The organism is Sphingomonas bacterium, assembly GCF_903644135.1.
In the GTDB taxonomy this organism is placed as follows: Bacteria; Pseudomonadota; Alphaproteobacteria; order Sphingomonadales; family Sphingomonadaceae; genus Sphingomonas.
Window position 1 is genome coordinate 44,552 of sequence record NZ_CAHJXA010000001.1, and the last position, 19,738, is coordinate 64,289.

The following is a 19,738-nucleotide window of genomic DNA, read 5'->3' on the forward strand; positions in this document are numbered from 1 at the left end:
CATGTTCGGCAAGTATGGCGCGTCGACCGCGTATTCTCTCGACCCGTTTGCCTTCTGGCCCGAGGCGAAGAGCAGCATCGCAGGGCTGGGCGGTTCGATCGCGCCCGTCGATGCGAAAGCGGCGTTTCACACTAATTATACGAGCTTCGATCCCGGTCCGCTGACGATCGATTTGATCTTTGCACAGTTGAAAGCCACGCGAGGAACGCTGACGCTCTATGCGATGGCATCGCCCGAAGACGGAGGTCCGGCCAAGGTACAGAGCAGGTTGTTGATCGACCTGGCCGAACTGGCAGCGGCCGGCGGCCGCCATCGCTTGCCGATCATGGTCAAGCAGGGATACGCCTACGCGTTTCTTGGTCGTATCCTCGATGATACGGATGCGAGCGCCTCCGCGCTGACGCTGCAGACCGATCAGCACGTCGATGGACCCGCTTTCGCACGCAAGCTCGCCGCCGCCAAGGCGATCATTTTCGGACCCCGCGGCAGCTCGTCGGGATTGGTCGTCGATGGTCCCGCGACGCTTGCGGACGTTCGATCGCAGATGTGCACTGCTGCTCAATTCGACGAGCCGGACTATGACCGCTGGCTGGCGCTCATGCACCGTCCCAAGCATCAGCACCGCAAGCAATGGGAATATGTCTGGATCTGCCGCGTTCTGGAAACGATGGGCAGTTTGATGGAGGGAGCACGGGGTCTTGGCTTTGGCTGCGGAATCGAGCCGTTACCCGCGCTTTTCGCTGCATACGGCGCGTTCGTCACCGCAACCGATCTGGGCGCTGAAGACCGGCGTGCCAAACGCTGGCAGGCATCGGCGCAACATCTTCTTTCCGTTGATGCGCTGAGCGATTCGGCGGTCTGCCCCTCCGAGCAGTTCTTTCAGCGGGTTGAGGTCGACGCCATCGACATGAACGCGGTTCCCGATAACCGAACAGGATATGATTTCTGCTGGTCGTCCTGCTCGCTGGAGCACCTCGGCTCGATCGATGCGGGCCTTCGTTTTATCGAGCGCTCGCTCGATACGCTCAAGCCGGGCGGCGTGGCGGTGCACACCACCGAGTTCAACCTGACCTCCGACACGCGGACGATCAGGAAGGGCGGGACGGTCTTGTTCCGCCGCAGCGACATCGAAAATTTTGCCAGGAAGATGGCATCCGCAGGCCATGAGGTGCTGCCGATAACATTCGATCAGGGCGACCAGCCCGAGGATCAGGTCGTCGACATGCCCCCCTACGCCGCCGACGTCCATTTCAAGCTGGCCTTAGGCAGCTACGTCACGACCTCATTTGGGCTGGCGATCCGCAAGAGGCGGTAACGGCCATCATAATGAATCGATGAGTTCCAGTACGATTGCCATATGGTGCTCCCAGGTGCAGGGCCGCCAGCCTTTCAGTCGAGCCATCTGAGCCGCTCGGCGCGGCGAATCAGCTTGGCCATAATCCTCGACCGCAGCGCGCCAGCCAAGGCCGTCGAGCGGATCGAGATAGTCGGGCACCTGCCGGCCGACTTCGCGAAGGGCCGCGATATCGGCTGCGATCACCGGCGTTCCCGCCGCCAGCGCCTCGGCGACCGGCATTCCAAATCCCTCCTCGAACGATGGAAGAACCAGCGCCCGTGCCCCCGCCACTATCGCCCGCATCGCTCGATCGTCGAGATCGTGATGCTCGACGACATGGTCCTGTAGCGAGCGACAGCGTTCGAGCATATCAACGACTTGCTCATTCTCCCAGCCGCGCTTGCCGATAAGGTGGAGCATCGGCGCACCCTTCCCTTGCTCTTCGACCATGCGCCGCCAGATGTTCAGTAGCAGCAGGTGGTTCTTGCGCGCCTCAATCGTGGCGACGCACACAAAATATGGTTGCTCGCTGGGCATTGGCACGACGGGCCCGTGCAGGTCGGTGCCAAGATGGGCGATGGCGACCAGCAGCGCCCGCTCGCGACCGACATGAGCAACCAGCGCATCGCGCGTCGCTGCCGAGTTGGCGATCACGCCGTCGGCCAGCAGCTTAATGGTGGCGATGCGCTGGCGATGAGCGGCATCACTCTCTGGACGGACATATTCGGGGTTCGTAATGGGAATGAGGTCGTGGACCATCGTGACGAACTTCGCATCCTCCCCGGCGAGGATGCGCGCCATTCGCTGGGTTCGCTCGATCTGATGAGGCGAAGTTTGAAGGAACACCCGCCGACCCTGCCGCGGCGGGATGCGGCGCGGACGCAGCGCAAACAGGTGGCGCGCAGCGATCGGCCGAAGCTGCCGCCGTGTTATGCGTTTGGGAGCCTTCCACAGCTCGGCCGTATGATCGATGAAGCGCTTGACCGCAGCCGGATCAAGCCGGCCATACAGGCCCTTGGGAAAGCGGGCACCAAATACCAGCCGTTCGGGTACCAATTTAAGTAGCGTCTGGGCATAGCTCAGCTCGACCCGGTCGACCCCCGTAGGGGTCGTACGCAGCAGCCGGGCGAGCAATCGCGACAAATCGAGGACGATCTCTGGCGCATGACCCGCGTCGCCGTTCATAGCGCGGTTAGGGTCGGCATCGGCTCAGCGACATTGTCTTCGGCGAGCAACCGCCGGGCCGACCCTTCCACCAGTTGGTCGAGCCCCTCGTCGCTGTGATAGCCGCCATAGACCAGGCAGCGATCGCGCAGCACTCGGCAGAAGGCTTCGTATACCTTACGCTCGGGCGCTACCGGATGCGACCAGAAGGCGTCGAGCGAGCCCTGATGAGTGATGCGCGGGATGTCGTAGACCGCCTGGCCCAGCACCTTGGTCGGCGTGCCCTGCCGCAGTGCCAGCGTGCCGGTGGTGCTGTTGACGGTGACGACGCCGAGCGCCCGGCTGACCAGCATATCGATGTTGGCCCGTTCCAGATATAGGATCCGCGCCGCCGCCCCGGCCTGCTTCGCCTCCGTGCACACGATCCGCTCGTAATTGACCATGTCCGCGGCCAATGGATGCTGCTTCACCACCAACACCGTGTCCGCCGGCGCATGGCGAGCAAAGCTGCGCACAACGTAGCGGATCGCGACGGCCATGTCGGCAAAAGGCGAATGGATGCGAATCTGCGCGTCCGACGACAGCTGGAGCGGCAAGCAGAAGAAAGGGCGATCGCCTAGCGAGCGCAGCGCCGCAGCAGAACGACTCCTGTCGCGCGGTCGCTTGGCCCATTTCCACAGCCAGCCGGCCGCCTCGGCAGGCGTGTTCAGCGGCCGGTGGTTGCGGTAATGCCGGAATTGTACCCGCCGCGTGGTCATCAACCAATGGTAGCGCATCGTCTCACCCAGCCGCCGTTCGAAGCTCCCGGGAATTGGCGACAAGTCGGGTGCGGGTGGTAGGCTCGCCGCCTGCGCACAATACCAGTCCGGATCGCGCGACAGCGTTGAATTGCCATTAACCCCATCGCGCTCCAGCGTCATGAAGTCAGGCCGAATATAGCCTTCCTCGAAAACGTGGATGCGACAGCCCCGCAACCGGGCAATACCATGCGCCGCATGGTGAAGCGGGCGGCAGTCGCCGTAGAGCACCAGGTCGGTAATGCCGTACGTCTCTATGAAGCCATCGAGGAACAACGGCCACTCTTCCTCTGAACCGGTGAAGTCGTGCCCACCCCGGCCCCAATCTCGCCGATCGCCGGCATTAAAGTTGATCCTCTCAACCCGCTGGCCCTCCCAAGCGAGCCGGTCACCAAGACGACGGAAGAAGACGCCATGTGGCCCCTGCAGAAATAGGAAGCCGTGCCGCCTAGAACGCCGGTCATGCCGCATATTAATCCACTCTAGCCGAACAGCCGCCGCACTCGGCCCTGCCAGCGACGTAGACGCACCAACCAACCTCCATGAACGCCAACACCTCCAAACCCCTCGGTAAACTGCTCCGGGGTGCAGGGCAAACCGGTGCGGGCATCGAGATACCGAGGGTACAGAATTAGCGCGACCGCGACGAGTTGATCGAGGGTAAGCTGGCGCGTCCGACGTGGAAACGGAGCGCCGCGATCTTCGGTCAACCCCCAGCCGGCGTAGAATGGGCCGCCATGCACTACCACCCGCACGCCCCGCATGAGCGCCTCGAAGCCGGTCAACGACGTCAGCGTGTGGAGCGCGGCAGCGCGAGCGAGCAGCGCGTCGAGCGAGCCGCCGCGATCGATCCGGTCGACCAGCGCCAGCGCGACCGGATCGGGGATCGCTCCCTTGCGGTGGCCCGCCTCGACATCAGGGTGAGGGCGGTAGACGATAAAGGCGTTCGGCTCTTCCGCGCGAGCACGCTCGATCACCGACAGATTGGTCAGGCCGCCACCGCCGCGCAACACCGACAGATCGTCCTCGACTTGTCCGATGACCACCACGAGTCGCGCGTCGGCGGGCAGATCGAGCGACTCGGCAACGCCGCCGACCCGGTACTTGCCAATCCGCCGCTCAACGATAGTCCTCCGCAAGGTAGCGGCACGGGCGAGAAGGTCCGTGCCGAACTCAGTGGTCTGGAGCAGCGTCTCGAGCCGGCTCGGCCGGGCGGGATCGAAATAGGGCCACAGGTCATCGACGATCAGCGACAGCGGCGGCAGCAGGTCGCTACCGAGTCCCGCCGAGCGCAGGAACCCGTCCTCGACCCAACGCACCGGCACCCCTGCAGCCATCGCCCGCTCAGCAAAGTCGGCCGGTACCCGCGCCGGCCAGGCAGCAACCGCTCCACCCTCACGCCGAGCCCGAGCGATCGCCGCATCAGGCTTCAGGAAGGGCAGCTTGCTGGGGCGCCCGTCCCAGAGAAGGCGGGCGACTTCGCTGCGTTTCCAGAACGCCATCCCGGTCGCGGCCGAGATGCCCCGATTTGCATCGATCAGAGCGCGCCAGTGCGCGAGTAGCGCAATGGCGGCTTCAACGCCTATAATTCCGCCGGTAAACGGGTCGCGGTAGCGGTCGCCGAGTGCCCGCGCGACCAGCCGATCAGCGTCAACGATCTCCATACCCGCCGGGTTGGTCACCGGTTTGCCAGCGGCGAGCGCTAACGCGGCGATCTCGCTGGCGCTTGGTGCAGTGACCGTCCGCGCCGCAACGATCAGCGGCCAAGGATCGAACTCGCCAGAGGCCACGACCAGCGCTCCGCGACGCCGTGCGGCCCGCACGTCACCGGTGGCCACGACAACCGCGTCGCTCAGGTCGGCCCCGGGCGGGTCCCCGTCGGTGACGATTAGCCGCGCCCGCCCTACGACACGCCGGCCCCAGAAGGTGCCGCCCACGGCGGCCCGCACCATCTCCGACGCCGGGGTCTGCCTAAGCTTTGGATCGGCATCGCGCTCGTCGGCCGCGGCTGCCTCGATTGTGGCCACGGCAGGGTCCACCCCCGGAAAGGGCGGCGAGCGCAGCACGCGGATCGGCACCCGCACGAGGGTCACGCTGCTTTGCGAACGATCAGTCCAAACGCCGAGACCATCAGTGCCTCGCTCTCGTCCGCGTCAGCGACCGCATCGCCCCAAGGGCAGATCTGTGCCACCTGATGCCCGCGCGATAGCAACAGGAGCACCGTGCGATCGATGTCTGGCCGCCGCAGCATTGGTCCGCTGTCTTCGCCGATCGGCCGTGGCGCGACGTCGATCGGCACGACCAGCGTCAGCAAGCCGGCCGGCTTAAGCGCCCGCAAGCTGTCCTCGATGAAGCGCAGAACCTCCTGTCGTTCACGTCCACCCACCCCGCCGGCGCGCGTCGCCCAAGCGAAATCGAAACCGTCGATCTCGTCGATCGCGAGCGGATCGAGCCGCCGCACCTCGACCTGCGGGGATAGATCGAGGTCCGCGGGCGGGTCGTTGGGGATAGTGAGCAGCAGCGAACAACCGTGCTGGACCAACCAGGGAGCGATTGCATCGTCAAGTGCGCCGATGCCCAGTCCCCGCGCGCCCGAACGGGCGACGTCGTAGCGGTCAAGCACACGGGCCAGAAACACCTGCTCCCACCGATCGATCCTTGACCGGCCTGGCAGGCCGCCAAGCTGGTCGAGTAGCGCCTTGAACACCGGCTCCGCCAATTGTTGCGCAGTACACAGCTGCGATACTGGCGTGGCAAGAACACCCTCGCGCTCGCCGACGATCTGCGGTGCCATGGAAACCCGACTCGCCTCCGCCCGGAAAGCGGTCGGGCGCAGTGGGTCGTTCGGGTCGGGGGTGCGTCGCACCACCTCCACCGCCAGTTCGTCAGCGGTAGCGACGGTGTCGCCATAGATGTAGCCGAGAATGGCGTAGTGATGCCCCGGGCGCGCTGTCGCGCCGAGCGACACGGTGCCGCCGTTGCGGATAAGCTCGGTAAGCTGTGTCTGCGACAGCGCGATCTGCCGCGCATGAGCACCCATAACCTCCGGTAGTTCATGGACGCGGAGGATTAAGGTGCCGCGGTCTGCCTTGAGTCCAGCGAAGCGTAGCGTGAACAGGATCGGACCTGCTCCGCACGAGACATAGAGCGTATGAAGTACGTAGTCCGGGTTCTCGCCAGCCTCGCTTCCTCCCAATCCGACCAGACGGCTAGCAATATCGGGCCAGAAGGCGAACGGGTTGAGGAGGAGCGCGTCGCCTTCCGTGGCGATGACGCGGCTTTCGTGGATCATTGCGACGCCATAGCCGCTCGGTAGAGCTCCGTCAGCCGTTCACCGTACCGCTCGCGCGAGAAGAGCCTCGCCTGTTCAAGCCCGCGCGCCGCCATCGCCGCGCAGAGCGCCTCGTCACGATCAAGCCGGCGCATTGCCTTCACCAGCGAGTCGACGTCATAGGGATCGACCAGCAGCCCGGCACCACCCGCTACCTCGGGTAGCGAGCTCGTATTAGAGGTGATGACTGGCGTGCCGAGTTGCATCGCCTCGAGCACGGGCAGGCCGAACCCCTCGTACAGCGAAGGGAACACCACCGCCTTCGCACCACGCGTCAACTTGGCTAGCATCACACGCGATAGATAGTCGATGCGGATGATCGTCTGATCGCGAGGACCCACGAACGTCCCAGCTGCTCCGCTCGCGCCGCCTCCGGGCATAAGTTGTAGTTCTCTCTCGCTCTGCCACGCTCGTGCACCGACGATCACAAGGGGTGTCTTGGTTCGCAAAGAGAGAAAAGCTTCGATTAACCGACCGATGTTCTTCTTGGGCTCGATCGCGCCAAAGAAAAGGAAGTAGCCGCGGCGCTCCAATCCGAAGATGCTTTCAATGTCCTGCGCATTCTGATCTACATTTTTGTCGAGCAATCTCTGCGCTACGGTTGCCGTTTGATAGGTATTGGTGACCTTCGTAGCGTCAACATCGTATCGATCGATGATGTCGCACTTGCTTGCCTCTGAGACGGTACAAATCTGCGCAGCGTGCTTCAGGCACCCCGAAATGAGGCTTCCATACAGAGTCTTGTCGTCGAGTGTCGTGTAGGGAAGCTTTAATGGGACAAGATCGTGGAGCGTATAGATATTTCTGCTGCCTGCCAGCTTCACTGGCACCGGATAGGTCCAGTGCATGATCTCGGGAGGATTAGGCACCCTGAAGGTGGAGAACCGCCCAGTACGCGCAAAGACAAACATCGCATCATCGAACAAACGGTCGGTGGTGAAGATACGGTCGAACGCGGGAATTACATTAACGCCATCATTCGTCAACACGTCACTATCGCGCGGCACCTCGCGTGAGCGATGCGCAACGAACGCCCGCAAATAATCGCGGCCGTTCCGCCATGCGCGAACCACTCGCTTGGTCCTGCTGGCCGAGCGAACACTTCGCGCTTTTAGGAGTGGCAGATCGGGCAGCCGTTGATAATAATGAAAGAAAGTCGCTTGACGCAGCGACTTGTTCGCAGGAACATTAATGCCAAAAATTCCGTCGACCTCGTGACCGAGCGTATGCAGCGTCTCCACCAACTCCGTCGCGTAAGTGGCTATCCCCGTCCCATGCGGCATGGCGAGGTTGTACCCATCAACCCCGATCCGCACGTGCCTTGCCCTCAGTCACCATATGAGAGCGTTAGGGTGCCGCCCGAAAGGATGCAACTTAGCGCCCGGTTGACTGGCGCGTTTAACGAGCAGTTTGTTGCGCTAATCAGGCTATTTCGGCCCCATGGACTTCGAGCAGCAGACGCAGGTAGCTTAACCTCGTGTCCATCGGACCGGCAGCAGCTCATCCAGGCGGAGCTTCGGCCGAACGGTTCGACCGGCTTGGCTGGCGTTCCAGAATTACCCTATATCGGGCCTCATGATCGAAACGCCTGCTGTCACTCGCTCACCTCTTGCCTCGGCCTTGCGGACGATCGAGATCGAACGTCGCGCGCTGGATGCGTTGGCGCAACAGATGGACGGGACCGATCTCGGTGCCGTGTTCACACACGTTGTTGAACTCATTGTCTCAACGCCCGGACGGATCATCCTCACCGGTATGGGTAAGAGCGGCCTGGTAGCCCGAAAGATTGCGGCAACGTTGGCCTCCACGGGTACGCCATCAATGTTCCTCCACCCCAGCGAAGCCAGTCACGGCGATCTCGGCGTCATCACCGGCGGCGACATTGTCCTTGCCCTGTCGTGGTCCGGGGAGACATCCGAACTGGCAGACATCTTGAACCATTGCGCGAGGTTTGGAATTAAGCTGATCGGCGTTACCGCTGGTAGGACCTCCACACTGGCTCGCTGCAGCGATTTAGCTATGGTTTTGCCACAGGTGCAGGAGGCCTGCCCGAACGACCTGGCGCCGACCAGCTCGACGACGATCCAGGCCTGCCTGGGCGATGCTCTCGCGGTGGCAGCACTTGAGCGCCGGCGCTTTTCATCCGATGACTTTCGCGTCCTGCACCCTCGCGGGCAATTAGGAGCGCGGCTGGTCAGAGTCGCGGACATCATGAGCACGGGTCACGAGATTCCCGAGGTAGCGCTGAACGCTTCCATCGCCGAAGCAACATTAGAAATGACGACGAAGAGATTTGGCATTACCGCAGTTCTGGATAAAGACGGCGGACTCGCCGGTGCCTTCTCAGACGGCGACCTGAGACGGAGTCTCGCCTCCGCCTCCATCAATAATCCCGTAAAGCATCACATGTCCCTGCAACCGTTCGTCGTCTCGGCGGACGCCCTCGCCACCGAAGCTCTGGCTGTGATGAACATGAACAAGATTTCGCAGCTTTTCGTCTGCGACAACGACCAGCTGATCGGCATCGTTCATGTCCATGACGTTCTACGCGTCGGCGTAGCGTGACAGCGCTGGTGGTCATTCCGGCTCGTTGGGGGTCGACGCGACTACCCGGCAAGCCGTTGATGATGATCGGCGGCCGCACGCTTCTCTCGCGCGTAGTCGATGTCGGGCGGGCAGCGATCGCGGGGGACGACACCGAGCTGTTGGTGGCAACGGACGACGAGCGCGTTCTCAAACACGCGCGGGACCTTGGCTGCACCGCGGTGATGACGGACGAAACCTTAGCGACCGGCTCTGCCCGGACGCTTGTCGCGGCCCTTGATCGGCCGGCACCTCCGACCATCGTCTGCTGCCTACAAGGCGATACCCCGTTTATACCACCGGACGCCATCCAATTGGTATTGCAGCGCCTCGCTCGAGGAGATTGTGACTGCGCCACGCCGGTCGTGCGGCTCGGCTGGGAGGCGCTCGATGCGTTGCGGGCTCACAAATGCTCGTCACCGACGAGTGGTACCACCTGCGTTCGCGCTGATGACGGCCGTGCGCTATGGTTCTCCAAGGCCATGCTACCACAGATACGCGGTGAGGAGCTATTACGGCGCGAAGCCGCGACTTCACCGGTCTACCAGCACCTCGGCCTATACGCGTACACGCTGGATGCCTTAATAACGATCGAAGCCGTCCCTCCGTCGACTAACGAAGTGTTGGAGGGGCTCGAACAGCTACGCATCCTCGAACTGGGTTTGACGATCCAGACTGTGGAACTGCAAAGCGGGCCGTTCACTATGAGCGGCATCGACACGCCAGCCGATATTCTTCGCGCGGAGCGATTGATCGCGGGCGGGGCGGATACCTTAAGCGGATGATCAGCTTCTACCTTGTCCGTCACGGCAATACTTTCCCGCCCGGGGTGCCGGCCGTGCGGATCGGGTCGGCGAGCGACCTGCCGCTGACCGAAGAGGGCGAGCGGCAAGCGACCGCATTGGGGGAATGGTTCACCAATCTCGGCATCGCCTTCGACCGCGTGCTCGCCGGTTCACTGAAACGGACGCGTCGCACAGCAGAACTGATCGTAGCAAGTCTGCAGCCTTCTCCGCCGGTACAAGTCGCGGACTGGCTGACAGAAATCGATCACGGCGAGGACGAGGGTAAGCCGGATGATCTGATCGCCGCCCGGGTCGGCGCTGCAGCACTCCGCGCTTGGGATGAGCAGGCCCTCGCGCCCGCAGGATGGCAGGTGGCTGCCGAAGCCAGGATTGCCGCGTGGCGACACCTCTTCGCCGAACGTCCGCGCGGCGACGTCCTGTTGGTGACCAGCAACGGCGCGGCACGGTTCGCCCTGCTGGCGTGTTCAATGGACCGGCCATCCTCGCTGAAACTACGCACTGGCGCTTTCGGCCAGATAATTGAAGAGCCTTCCGGGGCGCTACGTGTAGCTGCCTGGGATGTCCGACCGCCGCAGAGATAGTCTGCCCTAATCGACTTTCGGCCACGCTGGCTCGATCAGCCGGGAACCACGAGCCTGCGGTCTCCCAACACCCGCCGCATCCACGTCAACGGCAGCATCACAGGCCCATCCGACGGTGCCGCATCAGGATCATCATGCGCCTCCGCGAACACACCCGCGCACCCGACTGCCAGCGCCGCCCGCGCCAGCGCCGGCGCGAACTCGCGTTGGCCGCCGCTGGCACCGCCGAGGCCGCCCGGCTGCTGCACCGAATGGGTCGCGTCGAAGATCACCGGCCAGCCGGTTCGCGCGATGATCGGCAACGCACGGAAATCCGTCACCAGCTTATGATAGCCGAACGACGTCCCCCGCTCGGTCAGCAGGATGCGATTGTTGCCGGTCGAGGCGACCTTCGCTGCTACCTGCGCCATGTCCTCCGGTGCGAGGAACTGGCCTTTCTTGATGTTCACCGCCGCTCCGGTTTCGCCGGCCGCGAGCAGCAGATCAGTCTGGCGGCACAGCAAAGCGGGGATCTGGATGATGTCTACCACCTCCGCCGCCGCCTTCGCCTGCTCCACGTCATGGACGTCGGTCAGCACCGGTACGCCCAGCTCCCGGCGGATGTCGGCCAGCACGCGCAAACCTTCGTCGAGGCCGATGCCGCGTTTGCCCGAGAGCGAGGTCCGGTTGGCCTTGTCGTAGGACGACTTGAACACGAACGGCACGTCCGCCTCGGCCGCGATCGCTTTCAGCGCCTCGGCCATCATCATCGCGTGGTCGCGACTCTCGATCTGACAGGGGCCGGAGATCAGCACGAAGGGCAGGTCGTTGCCGAACGTAACCGCACCCGCGCTCTCACCGACGTGGACGTGGTGAGCAGGAGAAGGTTCGGGATACGGATAGTCAGTCACTGCGGTGCCCTTATGAAGCGGCGCACGAGCTGGCCACGCCATGCCCACCGTCCGCCGTGATAGTTGAAGAAAAACCAGCCGAACACCGCACACCCTAGCCAGGTCGGCCACGCCATCGGATCGCCCTCGCCCATCATATGCTCACGCAGTTCGCGGTCCGCCTGCCACCGATCCAGCTCCCCCCCGCCGCCGTTGATGCCGTACAGGTTGTCGTGCCGGCGGCAGCCGCGGTTGCGGTTATATTTGCGGTGGTCAAGGAAATAGCAGTAGTCGCGGACCGGGGCCCCGGAACCATCTGGTACGCTTTCAGCCATGGCTGCCGGGTAGGCGTCGGGAGTGACCGTGTTCAAGCGTAAAATATTCTACATGGGCGGCTTCGATCCGCGCGGCGTGCGGCATTACCACGCCCTGTACCGCCAGTCGGCGGCGCGCTGGAGCGAGCGCACCGGCGTCCCGCTCGCCGTCTCCAACCGCAAGACGGCATCGCCGGCCCGCGCCGACTGGACGATCGAGAACGCAGTCGACGGCACCACCACCAGCTACAGCTTCCTGCGCTGGGAAGACCTTGTCCGCCGCGCCTGGATCAAGAGCCCGGTGAGGCTCGGGCTGCGCGCATTGCGCACCTATGGCGGGCTCCTGCGCCACGCCGATCTCCACATCATCCGCACCGTGCCGTCGGGTCCGGTCAAGACGCTGTTCTACCCGCCCGTGTTTTCCGTGCTGCTGCCGCTCCTTATCGGGATAGTGCCGTTCCTGCTCGGACTGGTCTGGCTGCCCTGGTGGGCGGCACTGGCGATCGGCGCGGTGTTGGGGGTCGCGGGCGCGACGCCGCTGCTCAAGAAGCTGCACACGCCATGGCTGCTGCGCTTCTTCATCTTCAATGCCGAGACCGGCGGCGGCGATGCCGACCCGCCGATGGTCGCGCGACTCGATGCGTTCGCAACGCAAATCCTGGCGGAGCTCGACGGCGGCCCCAACCAAGAGGAATGGGACGAGGTGCTGCTGGTCACCCACTCCAACGGCTCCATTCTGGCGGTGCCGCTGATGGAGCGCATCCTCGCCGCGCGCGGTGGCACGATGCCCGCCAACTTCGCGCTGGTCACCCTCGGCCAGTCTATCCCGCTGATCCTGTGTCGCGGAGATGCCAAGGGGTTCAAGGAGCGACTCCGCGCAGTCGGGCGTGGCGACTTCCGCTGGTTCGACATCGGCTCGCCGCCGGACGGTGCGGGCTTCTACGGCGTCAACCCGATGGCGCTGATCGGCGCGGAGACGCGGCCGGCGCTGGTCCACCTCAACCCGCGCTTCTACAAATTCTACGATCCCGAGAACTACCATTCCGGCCTTGCCAACAAGTACGACATCCACTTCGACTATCTGCGCGTCGGCGACCGGGTGAGCCCGCTCGACTATCCCAGCCTCACCGCGACCGCGCGGCCGATCGAGGCGTCGGTGGCGGCGTTCCAGGCGCTCTGATGCCGGTCCGCTTCACGCCGCCCTATCCCATCCCGCATCGGTCGAAGTCGGGGTTCCTCACTCGTTTCGTGCGCGGCTGGCGGTCATGGCTCGATGTGCTGTTCGAGAAAAGCTACACGATGAAGCTGGGGGAGGTGCACATCCCCGCCCTCTCTTTCTACGTCGCCAACGAGCTGCCGCTGGTCCGCCGCGTGCTGGAGGAGGAGGTGGCGGACTTCCCCAAGCATGGCTTCCTGGGCGGGCTGCTCGACCCGCTGATCGGCAATTCGGTGTTCGCGGCGAGCGGTGCCGAGTGGGCCGAGCAGCGCGCGATGGTCAACCCCGCCTTCGGCCACACCGCGCTGAAGCGCGTGTTCGCCTCGATGAGCGCGGCGGTCGACGACTTGGTGGTGCGGCTGGGGCAGGAGGACCTGTCGGTTCCGGTCGAGATCGACCCGTTCGTCACTCATGTCGCCGCCGACATCATCTTCCGCACGCTGTTCTCCCGGCCGCTGACCGAGGCGGAGAGCCAGGAGATCTATGACGGCTTCCACGCCTATCAGAAGTTCGCCCAGCGCGCGGTGATGCTGCGGCTCTACCGCCTGCCCCAGCTCGGCTATGCCCGCCGCGCCGAACGCGAGGCCAGGCGCATCCACACGGTGTTCGCCGCCGAGGTTGCGGGGCGCTTCGCCGCGACGCAGCTGCGGGGCGAGCGCGGCGAGGACATCCTCCAGGCGCTGATCGACGCGCGCCATCCGGAGAGCGGCCGCGTCTTCACGGAAGCCGAGGTGATGGAGCAGATCAGCACCATCTTCCTCGCCGGCCATGAGACCAGCGCCAGCGCGATCACCTGGGCGCTGTATCTCCTCGCGCGCGATCCCGAGCTCCAGCAGCAGGTCCGCGCCGAGGCGGGTGCAGGCCCGCTCGCCTATGAGGACCTGCGCGGCATGACTGTGACGCGCGACGTGTTTCGCGAGACGCTGCGGCTCTATCCGCCGGTCAGCTTCCTGGTGCGCGAGGTGACCTGCCCGGTGACGATGCGCGACAAGCAGCTAAAGCGAGGCGGCATGGTGGTGATCTCCCCCTGGCTGATCCAGCGCAACCGCCACAACTTCCCCGAGCCGCACGGCTTCGATCCAGGGCGCTTCACTGACCCCGAACAGGCGGGAGCGTGCCGCCATGCCTATCTGCCGTTCGGCAAGGGTCCGCGGCTGTGCGTAGGCGCGGGGTTCGCGAACCAAGAGGCGCTGCTGGCGATCGCGGGAGTGATGCGGGCGTTTCGGCTGGAGCCAGTCGCGGGCGATACACCCGAACCAATCAGCCGGCTGACGCTTCGGTCGCGGAGTGGGGTTCGATTACGACTGACATCCACGAGGGATCGAGTAGCGACTTCACCGGTTCAGGCGCTGTGAACTTCGGCATATCAGGCGGTAGCATCGGCTTCATCGGCGCCATCGTCCTGTTCGGCGCGCTGATGATCGCCTTCACCATCGTCGCGACAATCGTCATCCGTGTCGTTCGCGGCCGCGATGACGAAGCTTCTGGCGGATCAACCGGCTCGGGCGACGATCGCGCGGCCGAGGACGACTATATCCTCTAGGCGATTCTCTTGGCGATCGGCGGGTCGCAACAGCGCATCGCGTCTTTCCCCCTGCCGACAGCCTTGCTAAGGCACGGGGCAACCTACATTCGCACCCGTTGACGCGCCCGCGCGGCCTCTCGCCGCCTCTCCGAGTGCGGCAGACCCAAGGAGGATACGCCACTTATGACTGCCATTGGCCAGGACACGCTCCATTCCCGCTCGACGCTGACCGCGGGCGGCAAGTCGTATGACTATTTCAGCCTGGCCAAGGCGGCGGAAACCTATGGCAATATCGACCGTCTGCCCTTCTCGATGAAGGTACTGCTGGAGAACATGCTGCGCTTCGAGGATGGCAAGACCGTCACCCAGGCCGATGTCCAGGCGATCGTCGACTGGCAGCAGGACGCGCGTTCCGATCGCGAGATTCAGTATCGTCCGGCGCGGGTGCTGATGCAGGACTTTACCGGCGTGCCCTGCGTCGTCGACCTCGCGGCGATGCGCGACGCCATCACCAAGCTGGGCGGCGACGCGGCCAAGATCAATCCGCAGGTGCCCGTCCACCTCGTCATCGATCACTCGGTGATGGTCGACGAGTTCGGCACGCCGTCGGCCGCCGCCGACAACCAGGAAATCGAATATGAGCGCAATTCGGAGCGCTACGAGTTCCTGAAATGGGGATCGAAGGCGCTCGACAACTTCAAGGTCGTGCCGCCCGGCACCGGCATCTGCCACCAGGTCAACCTCGAATATGTCAGCCACGCGGTCTGGTCTTCGCAGGAGAGCGGCGAGCACGCGACCGGCACGGCGACGATCGCCTATCCCGACACACTGGTCGGCACCGACAGCCACACGACGATGGTCAACGGCCTGGGCGTGCTCGGCTGGGGCGTCGGCGGCATCGAGGCCGAGGCGGCAATGCTCGGCCAGCCGGTGTCGATGCTGATCCCCGAGGTGGTCGGCTTCAAGCTGACTGGCGAGCTGGCCGAGGGCATCACCGCCACCGACCTGGTGCTGACCGTCACGCAGATGCTGCGCGCCAAGGGCGTCGTCGGCCGCTTCGTCGAGTTCTACGGCCCCGGTCTGTCGACGATGACCCTCGCCGACCGTGCGACGATCGCCAACATGGCTCCCGAATATGGCGCGACCTGCGGTTTCTTCCCGATCGACGAGCGGACGATGGAGTATCTGCGCCTGACCGGCCGCGATGACGACACAGTGGCGCTGGTCGAGGCCTATGCCAAGGCCCAGGGCATGTGGCGGCACGCCGACGCCCCCGACCCGATCTTCACCGATACGCTTGAGCTCGACATGGCAAGCGTCGTTCCCAGCCTGGCCGGGCCGAAGCGGCCGCAGGACAAGGTGAGGCTCGACGCGGTCGACGACGTGTTCAACGCCGACCTCGCCAAGGTCTACCACAAGGATCACGCCGAGCGGGTTACGATCGCCGAGCGCGGCCACGACATCGGCGATGGCGACGTGGTGATCGCCGCGATCACCAGCTGCACCAACACCTCCAACCCGTCGGTGCTGGTTGCCGCCGGCCTCGTCGCGCGCAAGGCGCGCGCGCTGGGGCTCAGCCCCAAGCCGTGGGTCAAGACCAGCCTCGCGCCGGGATCGCAGGTGGTGACCGACTATCTCGACAAGGCGGGGCTGACCGAGGACCTCGACGCGATGGGGTTCAACCTGGTCGGCTATGGCTGCACCACCTGCATCGGCAATTCGGGGCCGCTCGCCGCGCCGATCTCGGCGGCGATAAACGAGAATGATCTCGTCGCCGCCTCCGTCCTGTCGGGCAACCGCAATTTCGAGGGCCGGGTGTCGCCCGACGTGCGCGCCAACTTCCTCGCCTCGCCACCGCTGGTCGTCGCCTATGCGCTGAAGGGCACCGTCACCGAGGATATGGTGACCACCCCGATCGGCCAAGGCAGCGATGGCGAGGACGTGTACCTGAAGGACATCTGGCCCTCGAACGACGAGGTCCACAGCGTCATGACCGCCAACATCGACGACACAATGTTCCGGTCGCGCTACGGCAACGTCTATGCCGGCGACGCCAAGTGGCAGGGGATCGAGGTGACGGGCTCGGACACCTATGCCTGGCCGCCCGCCTCCACCTACGTCGCCAACCCGCCCTATTTCGAGGGTATGGAGATGACGCCCAAGCCGGTCGTCGACATCGTCGAGGCGCGGCCGCTGGCGATCCTGGGCGACTCGATCACCACCGACCACATCAGCCCCGCCGGCAACATCAAGGCCGACAGCCCCGCCGGCAAATGGCTGATGGAGCGGCAGGTCAGCCGCGCCGACTTCAACAGCTATGGCGCGCGGCGCGGCAACGACCAGGTGATGGTGCGCGGCACCTTCGCCAACATCCGCATCCGCAACGAGATGGTGCCGGGCGTCGAGGGCGGCATGTCGTCCTACCAAGGCGAGACGATGCCGATCTACGACGCGGCGATGCGCTACAAGGCGGACGGCACACCGCTCGTCATCGTCGCCGGCAAGGAATATGGCACCGGCTCGTCGCGCGACTGGGCGGCGAAGGGCACCAACCTCTTGGGTGTGCGCGCGGTGATCGCCGAGAGCTTCGAGCGCATCCACCGCTCCAACCTGGTGGGCATGGGCGTGCTGCCGCTCCAGTTCATGCCGGGCACCGACCGCAAGACGCTGAACCTCGACGGCAGCGAGACCTTCACGGTCACCGGCGTCGCCGCGATCCGCCCGCGTCAGGTTGTCGAGGTGACGCTGACCCGCGCCAACGGGACAAGCGAGGTGGTGGAGACCCGCTGCCGCATCGATACGATCAACGAGCTGGAATATTTCCTCAACGGCGGCATCCTCCACTATGTGCTGCGCAACCTGGCGGCCTAGACGACCGCCCGTGCGCGGCCGTAGAGGAAGTAGAGCGCCAGCCCGAGCGCGTTCCACGCCACGAACGCGACCTGCGTCACCACCTGCAGGCTGGTGAACAGGTAGCAGCAGCCCAGGATCGCCAGCGGCGCGACGATCCACGCCGCCGGCGTCCTGAACGGTCGCTTCGCCTGTGGTGAACGCCGCCGCATAACCAGCACGCTCGCCGCTACCGCCACGAACGCGTACAGCGTGCCGGCATTGGCGAGGCTGGCGATCACGTCGAGCGGAGTCAGCGCCGCGATCACCGCCACGAACACCGCCGTCACCGCCGTGATCCGGACCGGCGTCCCGCGCGCCGACAGCCTCGCGAGCGCCGGCGGCAGGAAGCCGTCGCGCGCCATCACCAGGAAGATGCGGCTCTGCCCATAGAGGAAGCCGAGGATCACCGTCGGCAGCGCGATCGCCGCCGCCGCCGCGACCAATGTCGCCACCCCGCCCTGCCCCAGCGAGCGCAGGATCAGCGCCAGCGGCTCGGCGCTTTTCCCAAACACGTCGTAGCGCGCTGCACCCACCGCCGCCGCCGCGACGACGAGATAGATGACGGTACACGCCACCATCGACCCGACGATGCCGATCGCCAGGTCACGCTCGGGCCGCTTGGTCTCCTCCGCCGCGGTCGAGATCGCGTCGAACCCGTAGAAGGCGAAGAAGATGATCGCCGCCGCCCCCATCACGCCATGCTTGACCCCGCACGCGCCGGCGACGCTGCCATAGCCGAACGGCGCAAACGGGTGGAGGTTGGCGGCATCGAAATGCGGCAGCGCCACCGCGACGAACAGCGCCAGCGTCGCGATCTTGAGCAGCACCAGCGCGGTGTTGACGCGCGCGCTCTCCCGCGTGCCCGCCGACAGGAGCGCCGCGACCAGGCCGATGATGACGATCGCAGGGATGTTGATCCCGAACGAGGCGGCATGGCGGACCCCGTCGCAACCGACCCCGGCGAGCGTCGGCCCCTGGATCGCCCACCCCGGCAGGGCGACGCCCAGCCCCTTGAGGAAGCCGACCGCGTAGCCCGACCAGCCGACCGCCACCGTCGACACCACCAGCGAATATTCGAGGATCAGCGACCAGCCGACCACCCAGGCGATCACCTCCCCCAGCACGACATAGCTATAGGTATAGGCGCTGCCCGAGGCGGGGATCGCGCTCGCCATTTCGGCATAGCACAGCGCCGCGCAGGCGCAGATCGCGCCGGCAACGGCGAAGCTCAGCAGCACCGCCGGCCCCGCCCGATCCGCGCCGACGCCGATCAGCGTCAGGATGCCGGTGCCGACGATCGCGCCGACGCCCAGCGCGACGAGGTGCGGCCAGGACAGGGTACGCGCCATCTGCTCGGCAGCGGGCGGCGCGGTGATCGTCTTGCGGCGCATCAGGCTCATCGGCGTCTCCCTGGTGCGTGAGGCTACACGCGGGGCCGGTGTGCCGCCAGCGGCTTCCCACCGGCTCTGCCGGTGCTACACCGCGTCATCCTCGACCCGACGGAGCCCAGCATGCCCCTCCTCCTCGCGCTGCTCGCGCAAGTCACGCCCGTCCAGCCGATCGTGCACGGCACCGGCCTGCCGCCGCAAGGCACCGACGAAGCGTCGGTGATGGCCCCGGTCAACGCGCTGCTCGCCGGCATCGCCGCGCATGACGGCGCGGCGGCGACTGCGCGGGTCAGGACCGACGGCACGCTGACCGCCGCGGTCGAGCGCGCCGATGGCAGCCACGAGCTGCGGCGGATGAGCTGGGCCGACTTCGCCGCCCGCCTGAAGCCGAGCCCGCAACGCGTCGAGGAACGGCTGCTCGACCCCGCCGTCGAGATCGACGGCGACGTGGCGATGGTGTGGAGCCCCTATGTCTTCCTGGTCGACGGCAAGGTCGACCATTGCGGGGCCGACCACTTCGACGTCGTGCGCGACGGTGGCAGCTGGAAGCTGCTCAACGTCACCTGGTCGCAGCGCAGCACCGGCTGCTGAAGCTACTTCCGCTCGAACACCTTCTCGCCGCCGACCCATGTCTCATCGACCCTGGTGGTGCGCAGCTCGGCCGGGGTGGCGAGCAGCGGGTCGCGGTCGACGATGATGAAATCGGCGCGCTGCCCTGGTGCAAGCCGGCCATAGACCTTCTCGGCAAAGGCGGCATAGGCCGCGCCGCCGGTATAGCCGCGCCACGCCTGCTCACGGGTCAGCCGCTCGTCGCCATGCCAGCCGCCGGGGGGTTGGCCGGCCGCATCCTCGCGGCTGATCGCCGTCGCCCAGCCGGCGAACGGGTTCGCGCCCCCGACCGGGAACCCCGACCCGAATGCCAGCGCCGCGCCGTTG

General features: G+C 65.3%; 18 protein-coding genes. 9 read left to right on the top strand and 9 right to left on the bottom strand.

Features of this window, described 5'->3' with window-relative positions; genetic code table 11:
* Position 1 precedes the first annotated feature (1 nt).
* On the top strand, positions 2 to 1,315 hold the full coding sequence (locus tag HUU96_RS00205) for an SAM-dependent methyltransferase (protein ID WP_174290845.1): 1,314 nt from the start codon (positions 2 to 4) through the stop codon (positions 1,313 to 1,315).
* A 6-nt stretch (positions 1,316 to 1,321) separates the two neighbouring features.
* Here the strand turns inward: HUU96_RS00205 and HUU96_RS00210 are convergent, their stop codons facing one another.
* The 5 genes from HUU96_RS00210 to HUU96_RS00230 form a co-directional block, all read right to left on the bottom strand.
* A complete protein-coding gene (locus HUU96_RS00210) occupies positions 1,322 to 2,470 on the bottom strand; it encodes a glycosyltransferase family 4 protein (protein WP_254604798.1) in 1,149 nt (382 codons plus the stop codon).
* A 47-nt stretch (positions 2,471 to 2,517) separates the two neighbouring features.
* Positions 2,518 to 3,573 carry a capsule biosynthesis protein gene (locus tag HUU96_RS00215; protein WP_254604800.1) on the bottom strand — a complete coding sequence of 352 codons (1,056 nt, stop codon included), beginning with the start codon at positions 3,571 to 3,573 and terminating at the stop codon, positions 2,518 to 2,520.
* Positions 3,574 to 3,779: 206 nt separating this feature from the next.
* The gene (locus tag HUU96_RS00220) at positions 3,780 to 5,390 is read right to left on the bottom strand and encodes a capsular polysaccharide export protein, LipB/KpsS family (RefSeq protein WP_174290848.1); all 1,611 of its coding nucleotides are present in this window, start codon (positions 5,388 to 5,390) and stop codon (positions 3,780 to 3,782) included.
* Positions 5,387 to 6,589: a hypothetical protein gene (locus tag HUU96_RS00225; RefSeq protein ID WP_174290849.1), complete on the bottom strand. Its 1,203-nt coding sequence runs from the start codon at positions 6,587 to 6,589 to the stop codon at positions 5,387 to 5,389. Before HUU96_RS00225 ends, HUU96_RS00220 begins: the two co-directional genes overlap by 4 nt.
* A complete protein-coding gene (locus HUU96_RS00230; RefSeq protein ID WP_302480205.1) occupies positions 6,586 to 7,869 on the bottom strand; it encodes a glycosyltransferase family 4 protein in 1,284 nt (427 codons plus the stop codon). Before HUU96_RS00230 ends, HUU96_RS00225 begins: the two co-directional genes overlap by 4 nt.
* A gap of 334 nt (positions 7,870 to 8,203) precedes the next feature.
* On the opposite strand from HUU96_RS00230, the gene HUU96_RS00235 reads away from it, so the two are divergent.
* The 3 genes from HUU96_RS00235 to HUU96_RS00245 are packed head-to-tail and all read left to right on the top strand — an operon-like array spanning position 8,204 to position 10,598.
* On the top strand, positions 8,204 to 9,193 hold the full coding sequence (locus tag HUU96_RS00235; RefSeq protein WP_174290851.1) for a KpsF/GutQ family sugar-phosphate isomerase: 990 nt from the start codon (positions 8,204 to 8,206) through the stop codon (positions 9,191 to 9,193).
* Positions 9,190 to 9,996 (top strand): 3-deoxy-manno-octulosonate cytidylyltransferase, encoded by an 807-nt coding sequence (locus HUU96_RS00240; protein WP_254604802.1) that lies wholly within the window; start codon positions 9,190 to 9,192, stop codon positions 9,994 to 9,996. The genes HUU96_RS00235 and HUU96_RS00240 overlap by 4 nt, the downstream gene beginning before the upstream one ends.
* Positions 9,993 to 10,598, top strand: a complete 606-nt coding sequence (locus HUU96_RS00245) for a histidine phosphatase family protein (RefSeq protein WP_174290852.1) — start codon at positions 9,993 to 9,995, stop codon at positions 10,596 to 10,598. Before HUU96_RS00240 ends, HUU96_RS00245 begins: the two co-directional genes overlap by 4 nt.
* Before the next feature lie 35 nt (positions 10,599 to 10,633).
* On the opposite strand, the gene kdsA is transcribed toward HUU96_RS00245, so the two are convergent.
* Both kdsA and HUU96_RS00255 read right to left on the bottom strand, forming a co-directional pair.
* Positions 10,634 to 11,488 carry a 3-deoxy-8-phosphooctulonate synthase gene (kdsA, locus tag HUU96_RS00250; RefSeq protein WP_302480206.1) on the bottom strand — a complete coding sequence of 285 codons (855 nt, stop codon included), beginning with the start codon at positions 11,486 to 11,488 and terminating at the stop codon, positions 10,634 to 10,636.
* Positions 11,485 to 11,802: a hypothetical protein gene (locus HUU96_RS00255; RefSeq protein ID WP_174290854.1), complete on the bottom strand. Its 318-nt coding sequence runs from the start codon at positions 11,800 to 11,802 to the stop codon at positions 11,485 to 11,487. Before HUU96_RS00255 ends, kdsA begins: the two co-directional genes overlap by 4 nt.
* A 22-nt stretch (positions 11,803 to 11,824) precedes the next feature.
* On the opposite strand from HUU96_RS00255, the gene HUU96_RS00260 reads away from it, so the two are divergent.
* The 4 genes from HUU96_RS00260 (at position 11,825) to acnA (ending at position 17,393) form a co-directional block, all read left to right on the top strand.
* On the top strand, positions 11,825 to 12,961 hold the full coding sequence (locus HUU96_RS00260; protein WP_174290855.1) for a hypothetical protein: 1,137 nt from the start codon (positions 11,825 to 11,827) through the stop codon (positions 12,959 to 12,961).
* A complete protein-coding gene (locus HUU96_RS00265; protein WP_174290856.1) occupies positions 12,961 to 14,352 on the top strand; it encodes a cytochrome P450 in 1,392 nt (463 codons plus the stop codon). Before HUU96_RS00260 ends, HUU96_RS00265 begins: the two co-directional genes overlap by 1 nt.
* Positions 14,349 to 14,540 carry a hypothetical protein gene (locus tag HUU96_RS00270; RefSeq protein ID WP_174290857.1) on the top strand — a complete coding sequence of 64 codons (192 nt, stop codon included), beginning with the start codon at positions 14,349 to 14,351 and terminating at the stop codon, positions 14,538 to 14,540. Before HUU96_RS00265 ends, HUU96_RS00270 begins: the two co-directional genes overlap by 4 nt.
* A 165-nt stretch (positions 14,541 to 14,705) precedes the next feature.
* Positions 14,706 to 17,393 carry an aconitate hydratase AcnA gene (gene acnA / locus HUU96_RS00275; RefSeq protein ID WP_174290858.1) on the top strand — a complete coding sequence of 896 codons (2,688 nt, stop codon included), beginning with the start codon at positions 14,706 to 14,708 and terminating at the stop codon, positions 17,391 to 17,393.
* Here the strand turns inward: acnA and HUU96_RS00280 are convergent.
* Complete coding sequence (locus tag HUU96_RS00280; RefSeq protein WP_174290859.1) at positions 17,390 to 18,814, bottom strand: amino acid permease; 1,425 nt, start codon at positions 18,812 to 18,814, stop codon at positions 17,390 to 17,392. The two genes, acnA and HUU96_RS00280, sit on opposite strands and share 4 nt — an antisense overlap.
* A 111-nt stretch (positions 18,815 to 18,925) precedes the next feature.
* On the opposite strand from HUU96_RS00280, the gene HUU96_RS00285 reads away from it, so the two are divergent.
* Complete coding sequence (locus HUU96_RS00285) at positions 18,926 to 19,393, top strand: hypothetical protein (protein ID WP_174290860.1); 468 nt, start codon at positions 18,926 to 18,928, stop codon at positions 19,391 to 19,393.
* 2 nt (positions 19,394 to 19,395) lie between these two features.
* Here HUU96_RS00285 and HUU96_RS00290 read toward each other — a convergent pair.
* Positions 19,396 to 19,738, bottom strand: a 343-nt coding sequence (locus HUU96_RS00290) for an amidohydrolase family protein (RefSeq protein ID WP_174290861.1), incomplete at its 5' end; no start/stop codon positions are given.